Source organism: Bacillus sp. EB600, assembly GCF_024494385.1.
Classification (GTDB): domain Bacteria; phylum Bacillota; class Bacilli; order Bacillales; family Cytobacillaceae; genus JAEVLT01.
The window spans coordinates 41838-62884 of sequence record NZ_JAEVLT010000024.1 but is presented as its reverse complement, the minus strand read 5'-3'; the positions used below and the strand labels follow the sequence as shown (position 1 = coordinate 62884).

Here is a 21047-nt window from a genome sequence, read left to right as displayed (position 1 = left end):
ACCGCCATCGGCTGAAAGTGGTTCAAGCCCCTCGTTTTTAGAAGTGCACCTCTGAGTCCCATTTCGAAGTGAATATTCATGTAGACTTGGGCGGAGCCTTCCGTTAAAAGGATAAAGTTGAGACCAGATAATGGTCTAAACAGAGTGGAACCGCGCCTTAAGCGTCTCTGTCTATATGACAGAGACGCTTTTTTATTAGAAAAGCGGAAGCGCCCGATTAGTGCCGTATGGACTGGGGACTGGAGCACACCGACTGAGATAAAGGAAACACGAAGAGCGTAAGCGCATTCGTGCTTGACTTATCGTAGGGAGGTGGGTGAAGTCCACTAGGCGCTGGGCGGTTGGAGCTAGACAGTGATTAAAGTTCAAGATAACGATAAAAAGGGGGAGAAGGGGAATGTTTAGAAGGTTAAAGGAGGATGTTGATGTTATTTTCGAGCAGGATCCGGCTGCACGAAGTTATTTAGAAGTTATTTTGACCTACTCCGGTCTCCATGCCATATGGTCGCACCGATTTGCACATGCTCTTTATAAACGGAAATATTATTTTCTTGCCCGGGTCATTTCCCAAACAAGCCGCTTTTTTACGGGAATCGAAATCCATCCAGGAGCCATAATCGGCAGGCGCCTTTTCATCGACCACGGAATGGGAGTAGTCATTGGTGAGACATGTGAAATTGGAGATAATGTTACCCTCTATCAAGGGGTTACATTAGGAGGAACCGGTAAAGAAAAAGGTAAACGACATCCGACGATAAAGGATAATGTCCTGATTTCAACTGGGGCAAAGGTGTTGGGGTCGATTACGATTGGAGAAAATTCCAAAATAGGCGGAGGGTCCGTTGTTCTAAGGGAAGTTCCACCCAATTCAACTGTTGTTGGGGTACCTGGAAGAGTTGTTGTTCAAGATGGAAGAAAAATAGGCAAGGATTTTAATCATAGTAATTTACCAGATCCAGTTGCTGATCGACTTAAAGAGATGGAAATGGAAATTTGCCAACTTAGACAGGCGCTGGAGAAGGTAAAAGAAGAAGGGGTTAAAGTAAAATGACCATCCAAGTATATAATACGTTAACTCGTAAAAAGGAAGTATTTGTTCCAATCGAAGAAGGAAAAGTAAAAATGTATGTTTGCGGACCAACGGTCTATAACTATATTCATATTGGAAATGCAAGGCCTGCGATTGTATTTGACACAGTCCGTCGTTACTTTGAATATCGGGGTTATGATGTTAAATATGTCTCAAACTTTACAGATGTAGACGATAAGCTTATTCGGGCGGCAAAAGAGCTTGGAGCGGATGTTCCAACGATCGCCAACCGTTTTGTCGAGGCCTATTTTGAAGACGTTACTGCCCTAGGATGCAAGAAGGCAGACGTGCATCCGCGGGTTATGGAAAACATGGAAATTATTATTGAATTCATCAGTAAATTGATTGAAAAAGGATACGCTTATGAATCAGAGGGAGATGTTTATTTCCGGACCAGAAAATTCAATGGCTACGGAAAGCTTTCCCATCAATCCGTTGATGATCTGCAAATTGGCGCTAGGATTGAAGTAGGGGAAAAGAAACAAGACGATCTAGACTTTGCATTATGGAAGGCTGCAAAGGAAGGAGAAATCTATTGGGAAAGTCCTTGGGGAGTTGGCCGACCAGGCTGGCACATTGAGTGCTCTGCTATGGCGAAAAAATATCTAGGTGAAACGATCGATATTCATGCTGGAGGGCAGGATTTAGCCTTCCCACATCATGAAAATGAGATTGCTCAATCCGAAGCACTTTCAGGTAAAACATTCGCAAACTATTGGATGCACAATGGTTATATTAATATTGATAATGAAAAGATGTCCAAATCGTTAGGGAACTTTGTCCTTGTCCATGACATTATTAAAAAGCATGATCCACAAGTTTTACGGTTTTTTATGCTCTCTGTGCATTATCGGAATCCAATTAATTATAGTGAAGAATTGTTGGAGAGTACAAAGGCCGCATTGGAAAGATTAACAACATCCTATCACAACTTAAAGCACCGCCGAGAAGCCAGCACAGATTTAACGGAAAACAATCAGGAATGGCTTGATAAAATAGCCGAATTAAAAGAGCAGTTTATCCAAGAAATGGATGATGACTTTAATACGGCAAATGCTGTTTCAGTTTTGTTTGAGCTTTCTAAGCTTGCTAACTACTATTTAATGGAAAAAAATACAGCCGTTGCGGTAATTGATGCTTTTGTAACAGAATTTGAAGACCTCTCACATGTTTTAGGTCTAACATTTAAAAAAGAAGCAATGCTGGATGCGGACATTGATGCATTGATTGAAAAGCGAAATCAAGCTCGTAAGGACCGAAACTTTCAGCTATCCGATCAAATAAGAGACCAGTTGAAAGAGTTGCATATTATTTTAGAAGATACACCGCAAGGAACAAGATGGAAGAGAGGCTAAATCGATGCTCCATTATGAAAATAATGTGGACCCAAAACAATTGAATAGCTTGGCTCTTGCCTATATGGGGGATGCAATCTTTGAGGTCTATGTAAGACGCCACCTCATTCAAAGTGGGCAAGTAAAACCGAATCACTTACACCGCGAAGGAACAAGATATGTTTCGGCTAAAGCACAGTGTTCAATTCTTTTTAAAATGCTAGATAATGACTGCTTAACTAAAGAAGAAGTGGCAGTTGTTATGCGCGGCAGAAATGCTAAATCTGCAACGGTTCCAAAAAACACGGATGTGCAAACATATCATTATAGTACAGCTTTTGAAGCATTAATGGGTTATCTGTACTTGCTTGGCAATAATGATCGATTAGAAGAACTTATCGAGCAGGCATTTTCATATGTAGAAGAAAAGTTGAGAGGAGTGTAGTGATGAATCAGGAACAGGAACAGGAACAGGAATATATCATTGGGAAGAATCCAATCATCGAGGCTCTTAAATCCAATCGAGATATTAATAAGATTTTGATTGCGGAAGGTTCACAGCGCGGCCAAATGCAGCAAATTACTCAACTGGCAAGGGAAGGAAATGTGATTGTTCAATTTGTCCCCAAAAAGAAGCTTGACCTAATAACGGATGGAAACCATCAAGGCGTCCTTGCTTATGTTGCTGCTTACCAATATGCTGAGCTGGATGATTTATTTGCCGCCGCCAAAAAGAGAGAGGAGCCACCATTTTTCCTCCTATTAGATGAAATTGAGGACCCGCATAACCTTGGCTCGATTATGAGAACGGCTGATGCTGTTGGGGCGCACGGAATTATTATCCCGAAACGAAGAGCCGTTGGTTTAACGGCTACTGTCGCTAAAGCATCAACTGGAGCAATTGAATATATACCCGTTGTTCGCGTAACGAATATGGCAAGAACAATTGATCAATTAAAGGAGCTTGGTGTATGGATTGTCGGAACGGATGCGAGCGGGACAGAAGATTATCGCCGTTTTGATGGGACTCTTCCTTTGGGACTTGTGATTGGCAGTGAAGGGAAAGGTATGGGCAGGCTGATCAGAGATAAATGTGACTTTTTAATCAAGCTTCCGATGGCTGGGAAGGTAACCTCCTTAAATGCCTCCGTGGCCGCTTCATTGCTAATGTATGAGGTATATCGGAAACGTTACCCGCTTGAGGGATAGCAATGGACATTCTAATTGTTGATGGCTATAACATTATTGGTGCCTGGCCAGAGTTAAAGGCCTTAAGGGATAAAGATTTAGCTGCTGCCCGTGATCTCTTAATTGAAAAAATGGCAGAATTACAAGCCTATTCAGGGTACCGTGTGATTGTCGTTTTTGATGCCTACATTGTGCAAGGAACCGAAAAAAAGCTTAAAAGCCATAAGGTTGAAGTTATTTTTACAAAGGAAAATGAAACAGCGGATGAACGAATTGAAAAATTGGCTATTCAATTAAGTAATCGCAAAACCCAAATCCATGTGGCAACTTCTGATTATACGGAGCAATGGGCAATTTTCGGTCAAGGAGCGTTACGGATTTCTGCTCGCGAGCTGTTAACTGAAGTGCAACAAATAGAAAAAAGGATCGAAAAAAACGTTAAGAATATCCAAGAAAACAAACCCGCTTCAAAGATTCCAATTAGCAATGAAGTGGCAGAAATTTTTGAAAAATGGCGCAGAGGTGAGAAATGAGCATTGACCATTTAAAAATTTCTACTGTATAATAATTCTAACTATGCTTGTTCGGCGGGAGGGGACCCTTGAAAGTATGGACTTCATATCAACAAATGATACAAGATTAATGTCGCTGGATGACGAACAGATCGTTGAATTGGTTCACAACGGAGAAAGCGAAGCGTTAGATTATTTGATTCATAAATATCGGAATTTTGTCCGGGCAAAAGCAAGATCCTATTTTTTAATTGGTGCTGATAAAGAGGATATCGTTCAAGAAGGAATGATTGGTCTATACAAGGCAATCCGTGATTTTCGTGAAGAAAAACTTACATCGTTTAAGGCATTTGCTGAGTTATGCATTACAAGGCAGATTATCACAGCCATTAAAACTGCAACAAGGCAAAAGCATATTCCGTTAAATTCATATGTTTCTTTGGACAAGCCTATTTATGACGAAGAATCCGATCGAACTTTAATGGATATTTTATCGGGAGCAAAGGTGCTCGATCCTGAGGAATTGATTATTAATCAGGAAGAGTTTGATAATATTGAAGTGAAAATGACAGAGTTATTAAGTGACTTAGAGCGTAAAGTGCTTTCTCTTTACTTAGAGGGGCAATCGTACCAAGAAATATCTGAAGAACTTAACCGGCATGTGAAGTCGATTGATAATGCCCTCCAGCGTGTTAAAAGAAAACTAGAAAGATATTTGGAAATCCGCGAATTCTCACTTTAAAAACGCTTTGGTTTTTGTCTGATCAATTAATACACTCCCAGGGGTTATTGACATTAAATAGGGGCCATGTTACATTTTTAAGGATATAAACGTAGGCAATAGTAGGTGTTAATTGATGAGTAAAAAAACGATTCTAGCTTGTACTGATTGTGGATCAAGGAACTATTCATACCCTGAAAAGGCTGACCAGACTGAGCGATTGGAATTAAAGAAGTTTTGTAAAACGTGTGGAACGCATACTGTCCACCGCGAAACAAAGTAATTTTAATAGATATAGATAGCTATTCATAGTTGGAGGTTACAACATGCATCGCATTACAAAGTTTTTCAGCGATATTGTTCGTGAAATGAGGAAGGTCAGCTGGCCAAAACGTAAGGAACTGACTCGGTATACAATTACTGTTTTATCAACTGTTATCTTTTTTGCTCTGTTTTTTGAGGTTATCGATTTTGGAATTTCCAAATTGATTCGGTTAATTCTTGAATAACAATTAGGGTTTCATGGTATAATGAACAATATAAGAGGAAATTTTATGTAAAGCCCGTTTAACGGGTTTTTTCATTTGCCTAAAAATAAAAGCGAAGCGCCCGAACTAAGGAACGTCGACTAAAAACCGCCACGTCCTGTGGCGAACGTCGACGTCAGCACATCCTATGCAAGTCCGTATGGGCTGGAGCACACCGACTGAGATAAAGGAAACACGAAGAGCGTAAGCGATTCGATGTTGACTTATCATAGGGAGGTGGGCGAGGTACACTAGTCGCTGGGCGCTGGCCGACTAAAAGCGCCGCCCTCCTGGCGGCAACGTCGGCACTAGCACGTCCTGTGCGTCGAAGCTAGACAATTCCCAAAGTTTAAACTGTTATACTTTTATATTATTAAAAATAGGGAGGGACGGACGAATTAGTCCTACTGAATGGAAAAAAACTGGTACGTTGTCCATACTTACTCAGGTTATGAGAATAAAGTAAAGGCCAACCTGGAAAAACGTGTGGAATCAATGGGGATGGCTGATAAGATTTTCCGTGTCATAGTTCCTGAAGAAGAAGAAACAGAGATCAAAAATGGAAAGAAAAAAGTAGTGAAAAGAAAGGTCTTCCCAGGCTACGTGTTGGTGGAATTAGTAATGACAGACGATTCGTGGTATGTAGTGAGGAACACACCTGGTGTTACCGGATTTGTTGGCTCCGCTGGTTCCGGCTCAAAGCCGACGCCGCTGCTTAATGAAGAAGTAGGCTCTATTCTGAAGCATATGGGAGTAGAAGAAAAACGGTTTGATGCGAACTATGAAATGGGCGAAACTGTAAAGGTTAAAGCAGGTCCGTTTGCTAACTTTACTGGAACGATTGAAGAGATGGATAAAGACAAAGCGAAGCTCAAGGTCTTGGTCAATATGTTCGGTCGTGACACCCCGGTAGAACTGGATTTTTCGCAGATTGAGAAAATGGAATAGAAAAGCAAAAACACCTGATACAAAGAAAAATAATTTATCAAAACGAAAAAAACTTGAAATCAATCCTAAAAAATGTTACTATTTCATAGGTCAGTATGTCTCGGAATGAGACAAGACATTTTGTCAAGTTCTTTATCTTTATATAAAGACTATTGTTGAGTGGGAGGGTTTATCCCTATTACCACATCACGGACTTTAAGGAGGTGTGTCTCGTGGCTAAAAAGGTAATTAAAGTTGTTAAATTACAAATTCCTGCTGGCAAAGCTAACCCAGCACCACCAGTTGGTCCTGCATTAGGTCAAGCCGGTGTTAACATCATGGGATTCTGTAAAGAATTTAACGCACGTACAGCAGATCAAGCTGGTTTAATCATTCCTGTTGAAATTACGGTTTTTGAAGACCGTTCATTTACATTTATTACGAAAACTCCTCCCGCTGCAGTTCTTTTAAAAGTAGCAGCTGGAATTCAGTCTGGTTCAGGCCAGCCTAACCGTAATAAAGTAGCAACAGTAAAGCGTGATACAGTACGCGAGATTGCGGAACAAAAAATGCCCGACCTTAACGCTGCAAGCGTTGAAGCAGCCATGCGAATGGTTGAGGGTACTGCACGCAGCATGGGAATCGTTATTGAAGATTAATCCATGTAAAAACTGTTTTTGTTGAATGAAGGGTTGCGACGTTCTATAACACTCGCAACCTTTTTCGTGGGAGGTAAGAGGTAATTCCGTTAAAACCACAATCAAGGAGGAAAACTTAAAATGGCTAAAAAAGGTAAGAAGTATCTAGAAGCTGTAAAGCTTATTGATCGTACAAAGGCTTATCCAGTTGCTGAAGCAATTGAGTTAGTGAAAAAAACGAACACTGCTAAATTTGATGCAACGATTGAAGTTGCATTCCGTCTTGGGGTTGACCCTAAGAAAGCTGACCAACAAATCCGTGGTGCTGTCGTTCTTCCAAATGGAACTGGTAAAACTCAACGCGTACTCGTTTTCGCGAAGGGTGAAAAGGTGAAGGAAGCAGAAGCTGCTGGAGCTGATTTTGTAGGCGATACAGAATACATCAACAAAATCCAACAAGGCTGGTTTGACTTCGACGTTATCGTTGCTACTCCTGATATGATGGGTGAAGTTGGTAAACTAGGACGTGTATTAGGACCTAAAGGTTTAATGCCAAACCCTAAAACAGGTACAGTTACATTTGATGTAACTAGAGCTGTTAATGAAATCAAAGCAGGTAAAGTAGAATACCGTGTTGATAAAGCTGGGAATATCAGTGTGCCAATCGGTAAAGCTTCGTTTGAAGATCAGAAGCTTGTTGAAAACTTCAACACTATTTTCGAAACAATGGTTAAAGTAAAACCTTCAGCTGCAAAAGGAACTTACATGAAGAATGTCACAGTTGCTTCAACAATGGGACCTGGCGTGAAGATTGACCCTTCAACCGCTGCAGTAAAATAATGGATTGTTGACAAACAAAGATATATCTTATAGAATATATTTTGTTGTTTAAATAAATACTCATTTGTACCGTAGACAGCAGGTGCTTTAAAGTGCTTAATTCCCTGCCGAGGTAATGCGATAGAATTGCTTTAATGTTTGACACTATTGTATGCCGCCTCCATGTCTGTTCGGATATGGAGGTTTTTAATTGTTAGGTATGAATGTAGAGAATCTACAGGAGGTGTAAGAATGAGCAGTGCAATCGAACAAAAGAAACTAATCGTAGAAGAAATTGCTGATAAATTTAAAGCAAGCAAATCTACAATCGTAGTTGACTATCGTGGACTAACTGTTGCTGAAGTTACTGAACTTCGTAAACAGCTTCGTGAAGCAGGTATTGATTTTAAGGTTTACAAAAATTCAATGACCCGCCGTGCTGCAGAGGCTGCAGAACTTAAGGGTTTAAATGAAGCTTTAACTGGTCCAAACGCCATTGCATTCAGTAATGAGGATGTTGTAGCGCCAGCTAAAATCTTAAATGATTTTGCAAAAAAACACGAGGCACTTGAATTAAAAGCAGGTGTAATCGAAGGTAACATCGCATCCGTTGAAGAGGTTAAAGCTCTTGCTGAACTACCTTCACGCGAAGGCTTACTTTCTATGCTACTCAGCGTACTGCAAGCACCAATTCGCAATCTTGCTCTTGCTGCAAAAGCTGTTGCAGACCAAAAAGAAGAACAAGGCGCGTAAGTTAACGGAAAATCGAAGCACCTGGTTATTGACATATGGCCTGGAGCTGGGCGATTAAATCGCAATTTAGAATAAACCGAACCATAATTAAGGAGGAAATTAACCATGACTAAAGAACAAATCATTGAAGCAGTTAAAAATATGACTGTTTTAGAACTTAACGATCTAGTAAAAGCAATCGAAGAAGAATTCGGCGTAACTGCTGCTGCTCCTGTAGCAATGGGTGGCGTAGCTGTTGCTGCTGTTGAAGAGCAAACTGAGTTTGACGTAGTCCTAGCTAGCGCTGGCGACCAAAAAATTAAAGTTATCAAGGTTGTTCGTGAACTTACAGGCCTTGGACTTAAAGAAGCAAAAGATCTTGTAGACAACGCTCCAAAAGCTATTAAAGAAGGCGTTTCTAAAGAAGATGCTGAAGCAGCTAAAGCTAAACTTGAAGAAGTTGGAGCTAACGTTGAAGTTAAGTAATTTCTATACAAAAAGGCTCGCTGCTTAAGCGGGCTTTTTTTTGGCTATACTAATTTAGCTATGATGATTATTGCAAGATGAAACCTTGCTTACCCAAATATGTTAATCCTCAATTTTCCTTCATATTCTACTCACTTCCGGAGGTGAATCTATGTCAGAACACTATTATTCCCGTACACAAAAGGTGGAAAGTGATCCAAAGTATTGGGACTTCACTCTAAAAAGTTTCCATTTTCGATTTAAAACAGATAATGGTGTTTTTTCCAAAAGAGAAGTTGATTTTGGTTCGCGATTATTGATAGAAGCCTTTCAACTACCTGAGCTGGAGGGACCGCTTTTAGATGTAGGCTGCGGCTACGGGCCGATTGGTCTTTCCGTTGCGAAAATGGATCAACATCGCTCTGTACATTTGATAGATGTGAATGAACGTGCAATTCAGCTGGCGAAGGAAAATGCCGAACAAAATCATGTTTCAAATGTAAAGATTTACGAGAGTGACCGACTTTTAAATATAGCGGACAAAGACTTCGCGGCGATCCTAACAAATCCTCCTATTAGAGCGGGAAAGAAGGTAGTTCACGAGATTTTTGAACAAAGCTATGAACATCTTAAACAAAATGGTGAATTATGGGTTGTAATTCAAAAGAAGCAGGGCGCACCCTCTGCACTTGAAAAACTTAAAGAAATGTTTTCTAAAGTGGAAACGGTTGATAAGGAAAAAGGCTATTTTATCATAAAATCAGTGAAATAATTTGACTCAATGTTTTCGCTGTGTTATTATTATAAAATGCCAAGATATTAATTTCCGAATTATTCCTTTATAGCTATAATAAAGGTATAAAATAGGTATAATAAGGAAAAGATGACAAAATAATAGTCAGAATGTGAAAATGTGGTTTTTGAGTTAAAAAACCCTTTTTCTTTTTGTCCTATGAAGGGGATAAATATTCCTTCCAAAGGACGCAATAGATTTACTTAATACGCTTGATTTGAGGGGTGAATCAGTTGACAGGTCAACTTGTTCAGTATGGACGACACCGCCAACGCAGGAGTTACGCACGAATCAGTGAAGTTTTAGAATTACCAAATCTAATTGAAATTCAAACCTCTTCATATCAATGGTTTCTTGATGAAGGTTTGCGTGAGATGTTCCAGGACATTTCACCAATTGAGGACTTTACTGGTAACCTATCTCTAGAATTTATTGATTACAGCCTTGGCGAACCAAAGTATTCAGTTGAGGAATCAAAAGAACGGGACGTTACATATTCCGCACCGTTAAGAGTAAAAGTGCGTCTTGTGAACAAAGAAACCGGTGAAGTAAAAGACCAGGACGTCTTTATGGGTGATTTCCCACTTATGACGGAAACAGGTACGTTTGTCATTAATGGTGCAGAACGTGTTATTGTTTCTCAGTTAGTACGTTCCCCAAGTGTTTATTTCAGTGGAAAACTAGATAAGAACGGAAAAAGAGGATTTACTGCTACTGTGATTCCGAACCGCGGCGCTTGGCTTGAATATGAAACAGACGCCAAAGACGTCGTATATGTCAGAATCGATCGTACTCGGAAACTGCCCGTTACGGTTCTTTTGCGTTCTCTTGGTTTCGGATCTGATCAAGAAATCATAGAACTGATTGGGGATAACGAGTATCTTCGGAACACGCTGGAAAAGGATAACACCGAAAGTGTAGAAAAAGCGCTACTTGAAATCTATGAGCGTCTGCGCCCGGGTGAACCGCCAACGGTTGATAATGCGAAAAGTTTATTGGTTTCCAGATTTTTTGACCCAAAACGCTATGATTTAGCTAGTGTTGGTCGATACAAGATCAATAAAAAGCTTCATATAAAAAATCGCTTATTTAATCAGCGTCTGGCTGAATCGCTTGTTGATCCTGAAACAGGGGAGATTATTGCTGAAAAAGGAACAATCCTTGATCGTCGTAATTTGGATCGAATTTTACCTGCACTTGAAAAAAATATTAATTTTGCTAGTTACCATCCAGCTGGAGGCGTCGTAGATGAAGATATTGTTTTACAAAATATAAAAATCTACGCTCCAAATGATGAGAATGAAAAAGTCATTAATGTAATCGGGAACGCATATGTTCCTGAGCCAATAAAAAATATAACCCATGCTGATATTATTGCATCAATCAGTTATTTCTTTGACTTACTACATGGTGTTGGTGATACAGATGATATCGACCATTTGGGAAACAGACGTTTGCGTTCTGTAGGTGAATTGCTGCAAAATCAATTCCGGATCGGTTTATCACGGATGGAACGTGTTGTTCGTGAAAGAATGTCGATTCAAGACACAGCAACCATTACACCACAGCAATTAATTAATATCCGTCCTGTTATTGCTTCAATCAAAGAATTCTTTGGTAGCTCGCAGTTATCCCAATTTATGGATCAGACAAATCCGCTTGCCGAGTTAACTCACAAGCGTCGTTTATCTGCATTAGGACCGGGTGGATTAACACGTGAACGCGCTGGAATGGAAGTGCGTGACGTTCACTATTCACACTACGGCCGGATGTGTCCAATTGAAACACCAGAAGGTCCGAACATTGGGTTGATAAATTCATTATCATCTTATGCAAAAGTTAACCGTTTCGGTTTTATTGAGACTCCTTATCGTCGGATCGATCCTGAAACTGGTAAAGTGACAGAACGGATCGATTATTTAACTGCTGATGAGGAAGATAACTATGTTGTTGCACAAGCAAACTCCCGTCTTGATGAGGACGGTTCATTCCTTGACGAAGATGTAGTTGCCCGTTTCCGTGGCGAAAACACTGTTGTAAGACGTGAACGCATTGACTATATGGATGTTTCGCCAAAGCAAGTCGTTTCGGCTGCAACAGCTTGTATTCCGTTCCTTGAAAATGATGACTCAAACCGTGCGTTGATGGGTGCAAACATGCAACGACAAGCAGTTCCATTAATGGAACCAGAAGCACCACGCGTTGGTACGGGTATGGAATATGTATCGGCAAAAGACTCTGGCGCTGCTGTTATTTGTAAACGTCCGGGTATTGTTGAACATGTTGAAGCTCGTGAGGTTTGGGTGCGTCAGATTATTGAAGTCGATGGTCAAGAAGTAAAAGGTGATCTCGACAAATATAAAATGTTAAAATTTGTTCGTTCAAACCAGGGGACCTGTTATAATCAGCGTCCAATCGTAAGTGTTGGCGACAGAGTTGTTAAAGGTGAAGTCCTTGGTGACGGACCTTCAATGGAAAAAGGTGAGCTTGCACTAGGACGTAATGTGTTGGTTGCCTTTATGACATGGAATGGTTACAACTACGAGGATGCTATTATCATGAGTGAACGTCTTGTAAAAGATGATGTATATACATCGATCCATATTGAAGAATATGAATCAGAATCTCGTGATACAAAGCTCGGACCTGAAGAAATTACACGAGATATTCCAAACGTGGGTGAAGATGCTCTTCGTAATCTTGATGAGCGTGGAATTATCCGGATTGGTGCGGAAGTAAAAGACGGGGATCTGCTTGTTGGTAAAGTGACCCCTAAAGGTGTAACAGAGCTCACAGCTGAAGAGCGTCTCCTTCATGCTATCTTTGGTGAAAAGGCCAGAGAAGTACGTAATACATCGCTTCGTGTTCCTCATGGCGGCGGCGGGATTGTCCATGATGTTAAAGTATTTAACCGTGAAGACGGTGATGAACTGCCACCGGGCGTAAATCAATTAGTCCGCGTTTATATTGTTCAAAAACGTAAAATTCATCAAGGCGATAAAATGGCAGGACGGCATGGTAATAAAGGGGTAATTTCCCGGATCTTACCTGAAGAGGATATGCCATTTCTTCCAGACGGCACACCAGTCGATATTATGTTAAACCCACTAGGTGTACCATCACGGATGAACATTGGCCAGGTATTGGAACTCCACCTTGGTATGGCTGCAAGAGCACTTGGTATTCATGTTGCAACACCAGTATTTGATGGAGCGCGTGAAGAAGATGTTTGGGCTACGATTGAAGAAGCTGGCATGGCGCGTGATGCGAAAACGATTCTTTATGACGGCCGCACTGGTGAACCGTTTGATAATCGTATTTCTGTCGGTGTTATGTACATGATTAAACTAGCACACATGGTTGATGATAAGCTTCATGCTCGTTCAACTGGACCTTACTCACTTGTTACACAGCAGCCACTCGGCGGTAAAGCTCAATTTGGTGGTCAACGATTCGGTGAGATGGAGGTTTGGGCACTTGAAGCATATGGAGCTGCCTATACTCTTCAAGAAATCTTGACTGTTAAATCAGATGACGTTGTTGGTCGTGTTAAAACATATGAAGCAATTGTAAAAGGTGAAAATGTTCCGGAACCAGGTGTTCCTGAATCATTCAAGGTTTTAATTAAAGAACTCCAAAGTCTTGGGTTGGATGTGAAGATCTTGTCCGGCGATGAAGAAGAAATCGAAATGCGTGACTTGGATGATGAAGAAGAGTTGCAGCAAGTCGACACATTAAACATTGCTCCAGAATCACATAACCTTGAATCAGAAAAGGTTGGTACAAAAGAGTAAATTTTAGCTGCTGCGCACAGCCCCTCGGGGACTAAGCCAAATCAATCAGAAGGCTAAGAATTCCTCCTGCTGATTTCGACTTACACCAGGGGTTGGCCGTGCGCTTGCGCTTTTTCAACAGATAAGAAAGTATAAACGCTAGACGCGCTTTTCGTATTAAGGGTAAAACCTGAGATCAAAAGGGAGGTAGGCCCCTTGCTGGATGTTAATAATTTTGAGTATATGAAAATCGGCCTTGCATCACCAGATAAAATCCGTTCATGGTCATTCGGTGAAGTGAAAAAACCGGAAACCATTAACTATCGTACATTAAAGCCTGAAAAGGATGGCTTATTCTGTGAAAGAATTTTTGGTCCAACTAAGGATTGGGAATGCCATTGCGGAAAGTATAAACGTGTTCGTTATAAAGGTGTAGTCTGTGACCGATGCGGTGTAGAAGTAACGCGGGCGAAGGTTCGTCGTGAACGCATGGGCCATATTGAATTAGCGGCACCTGTATCACATATTTGGTACTTTAAAGGAATTCCGAGCCGAATGGGACTGGTTTTAGACATGTCTCCTCGTGCATTGGAAGAAATTATTTACTTTGCATCCTATGTTGTAACCGAATCTGGAGACACTGCTTTGGAAAAGAAGCAGCTTTTATCTGAAAAAGAATATCGTGCATATCGTGATAAATACGGTAGTAAATTTCAAGCATCAATGGGTGCTGAAGCAATTAAAAAGCTGCTTTCTGATATCGACTTAGATAAAGAAGCTGATTTCTTAAAAGAAGAACTGAAAACTGCCCAAGGTCAGCGCCGTACACGTGCCATTAAACGACTTGAGGTTATAGAAGCATTCCGTAGTTCAGGAAATGAACCTTCGTGGATGATTCTAGATGTTCTTCCTGTTATTCCACCTGAACTTCGTCCGATGGTTCAATTAGATGGCGGCAGATTCGCAACATCTGATTTGAACGATCTTTATCGTCGTGTTATTAATCGTAATAATCGTTTAAAACGTTTATTAGACCTTGGTGCTCCAAGCATAATCGTCCAAAACGAAAAGCGGATGCTACAGGAAGCAGTCGATGCTTTGATTGATAATGGCCGCCGCGGTCGTCCTGTAACAGGTCCTGGTAACCGACCATTAAAGTCACTTTCCCATATGTTAAAAGGGAAACAAGGCCGTTTCCGTCAAAACTTGCTTGGAAAACGTGTTGACTATTCCGGACGTTCTGTTATCGTTGTTGGACCGAACCTAAAGATGTATCAGTGCGGACTGCCTAAAGAAATGGCAATTGAACTGTTCAAACCATTTGTGATGAAGGAATTAGTCGAAAAGGGCTTAGCACATAACATTAAATCTGCAAAGCGGAAAATTGAACGGCTTTCACCTGAGGTTTGGGATGTCCTTGAAGATGTTATTAAAGAACATCCGGTTCTCTTAAACCGTGCCCCTACACTTCACAGATTGGGAATTCAGGCATTTGAACCTACAATTGTAGAGGGACGTGCAATTCGTCTTCATCCACTTGTATGTACAGCATATAATGCTGACTTTGATGGAGACCAAATGGCTGTTCACGTACCGCTTTCATCAGAAGCACAGGCTGAAGCCCGTTTACTTATGCTTGCAGCACAAAATATTTTGAACCCTAAAGATGGTAAACCGGTTGTTACACCTTCACAGGATATGGTGCTTGGTAACTATTACCTAACCCTAGAAAGAGAAGGCGCAGTCGGTGAAGGTATGATCTTTAAAGATATAAATGAAGCTATGATTGCCTATCATAATGGCTATGTCCACTTCCACAGTAGGGTTGCTGTCCATGCGGGTTCATTAAAAAACGAGACCTTTACTGAAGAACAAAATAGCAAATTGTTGATTACAACAGTTGGTAAGCTTATTTTTAATGAAATTTTGCCAAAGTCATTTCCGTATATCAACGAACCAACTAGAGATAATTTAGAAGTGAAAACACCTGAGAAGTACTTTGTTGAAAAAGGGGAAGACGTTGTAGCTCGAATTAAAGGAATGCCACTCGTCGATCCATTTAAAAAGAAAATTCTTGGGAATATCATTGCAGAAGTTTTCAAACGTTTCAAAATTACGGAAACGTCTAAAATGCTTGACCGTATGAAGGATCTTGGATTTGCCTATTCAACAAAAGCTGGTATTACAGTTGGGGTAGCAGATATCGTCGTTTTGGGTGAAAAACAGGAAATTCTTCATGAGGCTCAACATAAAGTGGACAATGTCATGAAACAATTCAGACGTGGTTTAATTACCGAAGATGAACGCTATGATCGTGTTATATCGATATGGAGTCAGGCGAAAGATACGATTCAAGGTAAGTTGATGAACTCGTTGAATAAATCGAACCCAATCTTTATGATGAGTGATTCAGGTGCCCGTGGTAATGCATCAAACTTTACTCAACTTGCTGGTATGCGCGGATTGATGGCTAACCCGGCAGGACGGATTATTGAGTTGCCGATCAAATCAAGTTTCCGTGAAGGATTAACCGTGTTAGAATACTTTATTTCGACTCACGGTGCTCGTAAAGGTCTTGCTGATACAGCCTTGAAGACAGCGGACTCTGGTTATTTAACACGCCGGCTTGTTGATGTGGCACAGGATGTTATTATTCGGGAAGAAGATTGCGGAACCGATCGTGGCTTGTTAATTAGAGCTTTAAAAGAGGGAAATGAAGTTATCGAGGCCTTAGATGAACGTTTAATTGGCCGATATGCTCGCAGAGCGATTAAACACCCTGAGACAAAAGAAGTAATTGTACCTGAGAATGGGTTAATTACTGAGGATTTAGCTGAGTATATTGTTGGATTAGGAATTGAAGAAGTAAATATTCGCTCAGCGTTTACTTGTAATACACGCCATGGTGTATGTAAGAAATGCTATGGTCGTAACTTGGCAACTGGTCAGGAAGTTGAAGTGGGTGAAGCAGTTGGTATTATTGCTGCTCAATCTATTGGAGAACCTGGTACACAGTTAACCATGCGTACGTTCCATACAGGCGGTGTTGCGGGAGACGATATTACTCAAGGTTTACCGCGTATTCAAGAAATTTTCGAAGCCCGTAATCCAAAAGGGGTCGCAGTTATTTCTGAAATTGATGGGGTCGTTGTTGGGATCAATGAGGGTCGCGATCGTCAGCACGAAATTGTTGTTCAAGGTGAAGTGGAATCACGGACTTATACCGCTCCTTACACCTCAAGATTAAGAGTAGCTGTTAACGATCATGTGGATCGTGGTGAGGAATTAACAGAAGGATCAATTGACCCTAAAGAATTAATTAAAGTAAGAGATGTTGGCGCTGTTCAAGAATACTTGCTGCGTGAAGTTCAAAAGGTTTACCGTATGCAAGGGGTTGAAATTGGCGATAAGCACATTGAAGTTATGGTACGGCAAATGCTTCGTAAAGTCCGTGTCATTGATGCAGGTGATACAGATGTACTTCCTGGTACACTACTGGATATTCACCAATTTACCGATGCAAATGAAAAAGCCTTGTTAGCTGGTAAGATGCCGGCAACTGGACGACCTGTATTGTTAGGTATTACGAAAGCATCGCTTGAAACAGATTCCTTCTTATCTGCTGCTTCCTTCCAGGAAACAACAAGAGTTCTTACTGATGCAGCTATTAAAGGAAAACGTGATGAGCTTCTTGGTTTGAAAGAAAATGTTATTATCGGAAAGCTTGTTCCAGCTGGTACTGGTATGCAGCGCTATCGCAAGGCTGAACCTGTTCTACGGGATACAACTTCTGAAGAAACAGTTACAATGACTGATTAATAAACTCAGCGGTGCTTGCTAGCAAGGCAGGCACCGCATTTTAAAGAAAAGATCTGCATGTGACAAAAAAAGTTTATGATTTATTTGACATGTTGGATTAGAAATGTTAATATATCAAAGGTGCTTCATTCACCTGATACTTTGGAGGATATGAAGGTTGTCTTATGAAAAAGTATTACAGGCAAATAAAGTTATTATAGGAACAAAACAAGCAGCCAAAGCACTCAAGGAAGGTCATGTTAGTGAGTTAGTTGTTGCAAAGGATGCAGATCCGAATGTAACGGGTAAGTTGATCAAACATGCTCACGAAATAAACGTTCCGGTTTTACATGTTGATTCGATGAAAAAGCTTGGAAAGGCATGTAGGATAGAAGTTGGTGCAGCAGCTGTTGCAATTATCCGATAAAAACTGTTTTTGTGGAACCGAATTCTACAAAGGCTTTGTTTTTTGCAAAAAAATGAACCACCTGGATGTGTGGGCTTAGAAAAAAATGAAGGGAGGAATATTCAATGCCTACTATTAATCAATTAGTGCGCAAACCTCGTCAATCGAAAGAGGAAAAGTCAAAATCACCTGCGCTAAATAAAGGTTACAATAGCTTCAAAAAGTCTCAAACAAATGTATCTTCACCACAAAAACGCGGAGTATGTACTCGTGTTGGTACAATGACTCCTAAGAAACCAAACTCAGCGTTGCGTAAATATGCACGTGTACGTTTGACAAATGGTATTGAGGTGACAGCATACATTCCTGGTATCGGCCACAACCTACAAGAGCACAGTGTTGTTCTTATTCGTGGAGGACGTGTAAAAGACTTACCAGGGGTACGTTATCACATCGTACGTGGAGCTCTTGATACTGCTGGTGTAAACAACCGTATGCAAGGCCGCTCAAAATATGGTACTAAGAGACCGAAAGCACCTAAAAAATAATTAATAAATAGAAGCTTTTTTGAAAGGAGGAAATTACATGCCACGTAAAGGTCCTGTAGCAAAAAGAGACGTGTTACCTGATCCGCTTTATAATTCAAAGTTGGTAACTCGCCTAATCAACAAGATGATGATTGATGGTAAAAGAGGAAAATCACAAGACATCCTTTATTCTGCATTCGACACAATTCGCGAACGTTCTGGTAAAGAACCAATGGAAGTTTTTGATGCAGCAATGAAGAATATTATGCCTGTATTAGAGGTAAGAGCTCGCCGCGTAGGTGGAGCAAACTACCAAGTACCAGTTGAGGTGCGTCCTGATCGTCGCACAACGCTTGGTCTTCGCTGGTTAGTTAACTATTCACGTCTTCGTGGAGAAAAAACGATGGAAGAACGTTTAGCTAACGAAATCATGGATGCAGCTAATAACACTGGCGCATCTGTTAAGAAACGTGAAGATACACATAAAATGGCTGAAGCCAACAAAGCATTTGCACACTATCGTTGGTAAGGTAATCTCCATATTTGAAACTCGCCGCTTGTCGGGCCTTAAAGGCTGCGACAGAGGCGTAGTTTTACATATGTACCATAGAAAAGTATAATCTTCTCTGATAGTAATTAAAAACACTTAAACATAGGAAGGAGAAAGACCAAATGGCTAGAGAGTTCTCCTTGGAAAATACTCGTAATATTGGTATCATGGCACACATTGATGCTGGTAAAACGACTACCACTGAACGTGTCCTTTATTACACAGGCCGTATCCATAAGATCGGTGAAACGCATGAAGGTGCGTCACAAATGGACTGGATGGAACAAGAACAAGAACGTGGAATTACAATTACTTCTGCAGCAACAACTGCAGCATGGAAGAACCACCGTGTTAACATTATTGACACCCCAGGACACGTAGACTTCACAGTAGAAGTTGAACGTTCATTACGTGTACTTGATGGAGCAGTAGCTGTACTAGATGCGCAGTCAGGTGTTGAGCCCCAAACGGAAACAGTTTGGCGTCAAGCAACAACTTACGGCGTACCACGTATTGTGTTTGTTAATAAAATGGATAAAATTGGTGCTGACTTCTTGTATTCTGTTGGTACAATTCATGATCGTTTGCAAGCGAATGCACATGCTATTCAATTACCAATTGGTGCTGAAGACCAGTTTGAGGCAATCATTGACTTAGTAGAAATGAAAGCTCACTTCTACACCAATGACCTCGGAACAGATATCGAAGTCAGAGATATTCCTGAAGAGTACAAAGCTCAAGCAGACGAATATCGTGAAAAATTGCTTGAAGCAGTTGCTGACAAAGATGAAGAGCTAATGGAAAAATACCTTGGCGGAGAAGAAATCTCTGTTGAAGAACTTAAAGCTGCTATTCGTAAGGCAACCGTTAGTGTAGAATTTTTCCCAGTAATTTGTGGATCTGCATTTAAAAACAAAGGTGTTCAGTTAATGCTTGATGCTGTTATCGACTACCTTCCATCACCACTTGACGTACCTTCTATTCAAGGTCATGAGCCTGATGATGAAGAAGCTGTAATTGAACGTCATTCCAGCGACGAAGAGCCTTTCTCTGCTTTAGCATTTAAAGTAATGACGGACCCATATGTTGGGAAACTGACATTCTTCCGTGTTTACTCTGGTACTCTAGATTCTGGTTCATATGTTCAAAACTCTACTAAAGGCAAGCGTGAGCGGATCGGCCGTATCCTGCAAATGCACGCAAACCACCGCCGCGAAATCGATAAGGTATATGCAGGTGATATTGCTGCTGCAGTAGGTTTAAAAGATACAACAACTGGCGACACTTTATGTGATGAGAAAAACCTTGTTATCTTAGAATCAATGGTATTCCCTGAGCCGGTTATTCAACTTTCTGTTGAGCCAAAATCAAAAGCAGACCAAGACAAAATGACTACAGCTTTGCAAAAGCTTCAAGAAGAAGATCCTACGTTCCGTGCACATACAGACCAGGAAACTGGACAAACAATCATCGCTGGTATGGGTGAACTTCACCTTGATATTATCGTTGATCGTATGCGCCGTGAATTTAAGGTTGAAGCAAACGTAGGTGCTCCACAGGTTGCTTACCGTGAAACATTCCGTTCATCGGCATCAGTACAAGGTAAGTTTGCTCGTCAATCTGGTGGACGCGGACAATACGGAGATGTTTGGATCGAATTCTCACCTAATGAAGAAGGTAAAGGGTTCGAATTCGAAAATGGTATTGTCGGTGGGGTTGTACCACGTGAATACATTCCTGCAGTTGAAGCTGGGTTAAAAGATGCCCTTCAAAGAGGTGTACTTGCTGGTTATCCGTTGGTTGATATTAAAGCAAGGCTTTTTGATGGATCTTACCATGATGTTGACTCATCTGAAATGGCGTTTAAAATTGCTGCATCATTGGCACTTAAAAACGCAGCTTCAAAGTGTAGTCCAGTAATCCTAGAACCGATCATGAGAGTAGAAGTTGTTATTCCTGAAGAATACCTTGGGGATATCATGGGACAAATTACTTCTCGCCGTGGTCGTGTAGAAGGAATGGAAGCACGCGGTAACGCACAAGTGGTTCGTTCTATGGTTCCACTTTCAGAAATGTTTGGTTATGCAACAGCACTTCGTTCTAGCACTCAAGGACGTGGAGTATTCTCCATGCACTTTGACCACTACGAGGATGTGCCAAAGTCAATTTCTGAAGAAATCATTAAAAAAAATAAAGGTGAATAATTGATTTTCACTTATTCTTAAAGTATAACTACTTATGTAAGCA

General features: G+C 40.8%; 20 protein-coding genes and 2 other annotated features (1 of these 22 only partly in view). All 20 genes read left to right on the top strand.

Annotated features, from left to right (window positions below; all coding sequences use genetic code 11):
• Positions 1 to 172, top strand: a binding site (T-box leader); it begins 49 nt to the left of the window's first position.
• A gap of 225 nt (positions 173 to 397) precedes the next feature.
• The 20 genes from cysE to fusA all read left to right on the top strand — a co-directional run bounded on the left by cysE (position 398) and on the right by fusA (position 21004).
• Positions 398 to 1051 carry a serine O-acetyltransferase gene (cysE, locus tag JN080_RS20095; protein WP_256237763.1) on the top strand — a complete coding sequence of 218 codons (654 nt, stop codon included), beginning with the start codon at positions 398 to 400 and terminating at the stop codon, positions 1049 to 1051.
• Complete coding sequence (gene cysS / locus JN080_RS20090) at positions 1048 to 2445, top strand: cysteine--tRNA ligase (RefSeq protein WP_256237762.1); 1398 nt, start codon at positions 1048 to 1050, stop codon at positions 2443 to 2445. Before cysE ends, cysS begins: the two co-directional genes overlap by 4 nt.
• 4 nt (positions 2446 to 2449) lie before the next feature.
• Complete coding sequence (locus JN080_RS20085) at positions 2450 to 2869, top strand: Mini-ribonuclease 3 (protein WP_256237761.1); 420 nt, start codon at positions 2450 to 2452, stop codon at positions 2867 to 2869.
• 2 nt (positions 2870 to 2871) lie between these two features.
• On the top strand, positions 2872 to 3633 hold the full coding sequence (rlmB, locus tag JN080_RS20080) for a 23S rRNA (guanosine(2251)-2'-O)-methyltransferase RlmB (RefSeq protein ID WP_256237760.1): 762 nt from the start codon (positions 2872 to 2874) through the stop codon (positions 3631 to 3633).
• Between the two features lie 2 nt (positions 3634 to 3635).
• Entirely contained in the window at positions 3636 to 4145 is a 510-nt protein-coding gene (locus JN080_RS20075) for an NYN domain-containing protein (protein WP_256237759.1), read from the top strand.
• 76 nt (positions 4146 to 4221) lie between these two features.
• Positions 4222 to 4866, top strand: a complete 645-nt coding sequence (sigH, locus tag JN080_RS20070; RefSeq protein WP_256237758.1) for an RNA polymerase sporulation sigma factor SigH — start codon at positions 4222 to 4224, stop codon at positions 4864 to 4866.
• 115 nt (positions 4867 to 4981) lie between these two features.
• Positions 4982 to 5128, top strand: a complete 147-nt coding sequence (rpmG, locus tag JN080_RS20065; RefSeq protein ID WP_256237757.1) for a 50S ribosomal protein L33 — start codon at positions 4982 to 4984, stop codon at positions 5126 to 5128.
• 43 nt (positions 5129 to 5171) lie between these two features.
• Positions 5172 to 5354, top strand: coding sequence for a preprotein translocase subunit SecE (gene secE / locus JN080_RS20060; RefSeq protein WP_256237756.1), 183 nt, complete (start codon positions 5172 to 5174; stop codon positions 5352 to 5354).
• A gap of 429 nt (positions 5355 to 5783) precedes the next feature.
• Positions 5784 to 6320: a transcription termination/antitermination protein NusG gene (gene nusG / locus JN080_RS20055; RefSeq protein ID WP_256237755.1), complete on the top strand. Its 537-nt coding sequence runs from the start codon at positions 5784 to 5786 to the stop codon at positions 6318 to 6320.
• Positions 6321 to 6532: 212 nt separating this feature from the next.
• On the top strand, positions 6533 to 6958 hold the full coding sequence (rplK, locus tag JN080_RS20050; protein ID WP_256237754.1) for a 50S ribosomal protein L11: 426 nt from the start codon (positions 6533 to 6535) through the stop codon (positions 6956 to 6958).
• Positions 6959 to 7078: 120 nt separating this feature from the next.
• Complete coding sequence (rplA, locus tag JN080_RS20045; protein WP_256237753.1) at positions 7079 to 7777, top strand: 50S ribosomal protein L1; 699 nt, start codon at positions 7079 to 7081, stop codon at positions 7775 to 7777.
• 51 nt (positions 7778 to 7828) lie between these two features.
• Positions 7829 to 7975 (top strand) — a sequence feature (ribosomal protein L10 leader region).
• 33 nt (positions 7976 to 8008) lie between these two features.
• The gene (gene rplJ / locus JN080_RS20040) at positions 8009 to 8509 is read left to right on the top strand and encodes a 50S ribosomal protein L10 (RefSeq protein WP_256237752.1); all 501 of its coding nucleotides are present in this window, start codon (positions 8009 to 8011) and stop codon (positions 8507 to 8509) included.
• Positions 8510 to 8614: 105 nt separating this feature from the next.
• Entirely contained in the window at positions 8615 to 8974 is a 360-nt protein-coding gene (gene rplL, locus JN080_RS20035) for a 50S ribosomal protein L7/L12 (RefSeq protein WP_256237751.1), read from the top strand.
• A gap of 151 nt (positions 8975 to 9125) precedes the next feature.
• A complete protein-coding gene (locus tag JN080_RS20030; protein WP_256237750.1) occupies positions 9126 to 9725 on the top strand; it encodes a class I SAM-dependent methyltransferase in 600 nt (199 codons plus the stop codon).
• A 254-nt stretch (positions 9726 to 9979) separates the two neighbouring features.
• Positions 9980 to 13540, top strand: coding sequence for a DNA-directed RNA polymerase subunit beta (gene rpoB / locus JN080_RS20025; protein ID WP_256237749.1), 3561 nt, complete (start codon positions 9980 to 9982; stop codon positions 13538 to 13540).
• Positions 13541 to 13735: 195 nt separating this feature from the next.
• Complete coding sequence (rpoC, locus tag JN080_RS20020) at positions 13736 to 17338, top strand: DNA-directed RNA polymerase subunit beta' (protein ID WP_256237748.1); 3603 nt, start codon at positions 13736 to 13738, stop codon at positions 17336 to 17338.
• Positions 17339 to 17495: 157 nt separating this feature from the next.
• A complete protein-coding gene (locus JN080_RS20015; RefSeq protein WP_256237747.1) occupies positions 17496 to 17744 on the top strand; it encodes a 50S ribosomal protein L7ae-like protein in 249 nt (82 codons plus the stop codon).
• Between the two features lie 104 nt (positions 17745 to 17848).
• Positions 17849 to 18271 (top strand): 30S ribosomal protein S12, encoded by a 423-nt coding sequence (gene rpsL, locus JN080_RS20010; protein ID WP_088084980.1) that lies wholly within the window; start codon positions 17849 to 17851, stop codon positions 18269 to 18271.
• A gap of 37 nt (positions 18272 to 18308) precedes the next feature.
• Positions 18309 to 18779: a 30S ribosomal protein S7 gene (gene rpsG / locus JN080_RS20005; protein ID WP_256237746.1), complete on the top strand. Its 471-nt coding sequence runs from the start codon at positions 18309 to 18311 to the stop codon at positions 18777 to 18779.
• A gap of 143 nt (positions 18780 to 18922) precedes the next feature.
• Positions 18923 to 21004: an elongation factor G gene (gene fusA / locus JN080_RS20000; protein ID WP_256237745.1), complete on the top strand. Its 2082-nt coding sequence runs from the start codon at positions 18923 to 18925 to the stop codon at positions 21002 to 21004.
• Positions 21005 to 21047: the final 43 nt, after the last annotated feature.

Bases quoted from the DNA above. Each gene is read 5' to 3' on its own strand.
- JN080_RS20085 (WP_256237761.1), top strand. From the start codon at position 2,450: ATGCTCCATTATGAAAATAATGTGGACCCAAAACAATTGAATAGCTTG.
- JN080_RS20075 (WP_256237759.1), top strand. From the start codon at position 3,636: ATGGACATTCTAATTGTTGATGGCTATAACATTATTGGTGCCTGGCCA.
- secE (WP_256237756.1), top strand. From the start codon at position 5,172: ATGCATCGCATTACAAAGTTTTTCAGCGATATTGTTCGTGAAATGAGG.
- JN080_RS20030 (WP_256237750.1), top strand. From the start codon at position 9,126: ATGTCAGAACACTATTATTCCCGTACACAAAAGGTGGAAAGTGATCCA.
- cysS (WP_256237762.1), top strand. From the start codon at position 1,048: ATGACCATCCAAGTATATAATACGTTAACTCGTAAAAAGGAAGTATTT.
- rpsG (WP_256237746.1), top strand. From the start codon at position 18,309: ATGCCACGTAAAGGTCCTGTAGCAAAAAGAGACGTGTTACCTGATCCG.
- rlmB (WP_256237760.1), top strand. From the start codon at position 2,872: ATGAATCAGGAACAGGAACAGGAACAGGAATATATCATTGGGAAGAAT.
- fusA (WP_256237745.1), top strand. From the start codon at position 18,923: ATGGCTAGAGAGTTCTCCTTGGAAAATACTCGTAATATTGGTATCATG.
- rplA (WP_256237753.1), top strand. From the start codon at position 7,079: ATGGCTAAAAAAGGTAAGAAGTATCTAGAAGCTGTAAAGCTTATTGAT.
- sigH (WP_256237758.1), top strand. From the start codon at position 4,222: ATGGACTTCATATCAACAAATGATACAAGATTAATGTCGCTGGATGAC.
- rpsL (WP_088084980.1), top strand. From the start codon at position 17,849: ATGCCTACTATTAATCAATTAGTGCGCAAACCTCGTCAATCGAAAGAG.
- rplL (WP_256237751.1), top strand. From the start codon at position 8,615: ATGACTAAAGAACAAATCATTGAAGCAGTTAAAAATATGACTGTTTTA.
- rplJ (WP_256237752.1), top strand. From the start codon at position 8,009: ATGAGCAGTGCAATCGAACAAAAGAAACTAATCGTAGAAGAAATTGCT.
- cysE (WP_256237763.1), top strand. From the start codon at position 398: ATGTTTAGAAGGTTAAAGGAGGATGTTGATGTTATTTTCGAGCAGGAT.
- nusG (WP_256237755.1), top strand. From the start codon at position 5,784: ATGGAAAAAAACTGGTACGTTGTCCATACTTACTCAGGTTATGAGAAT.
- rpmG (WP_256237757.1), top strand. From the start codon at position 4,982: ATGAGTAAAAAAACGATTCTAGCTTGTACTGATTGTGGATCAAGGAAC.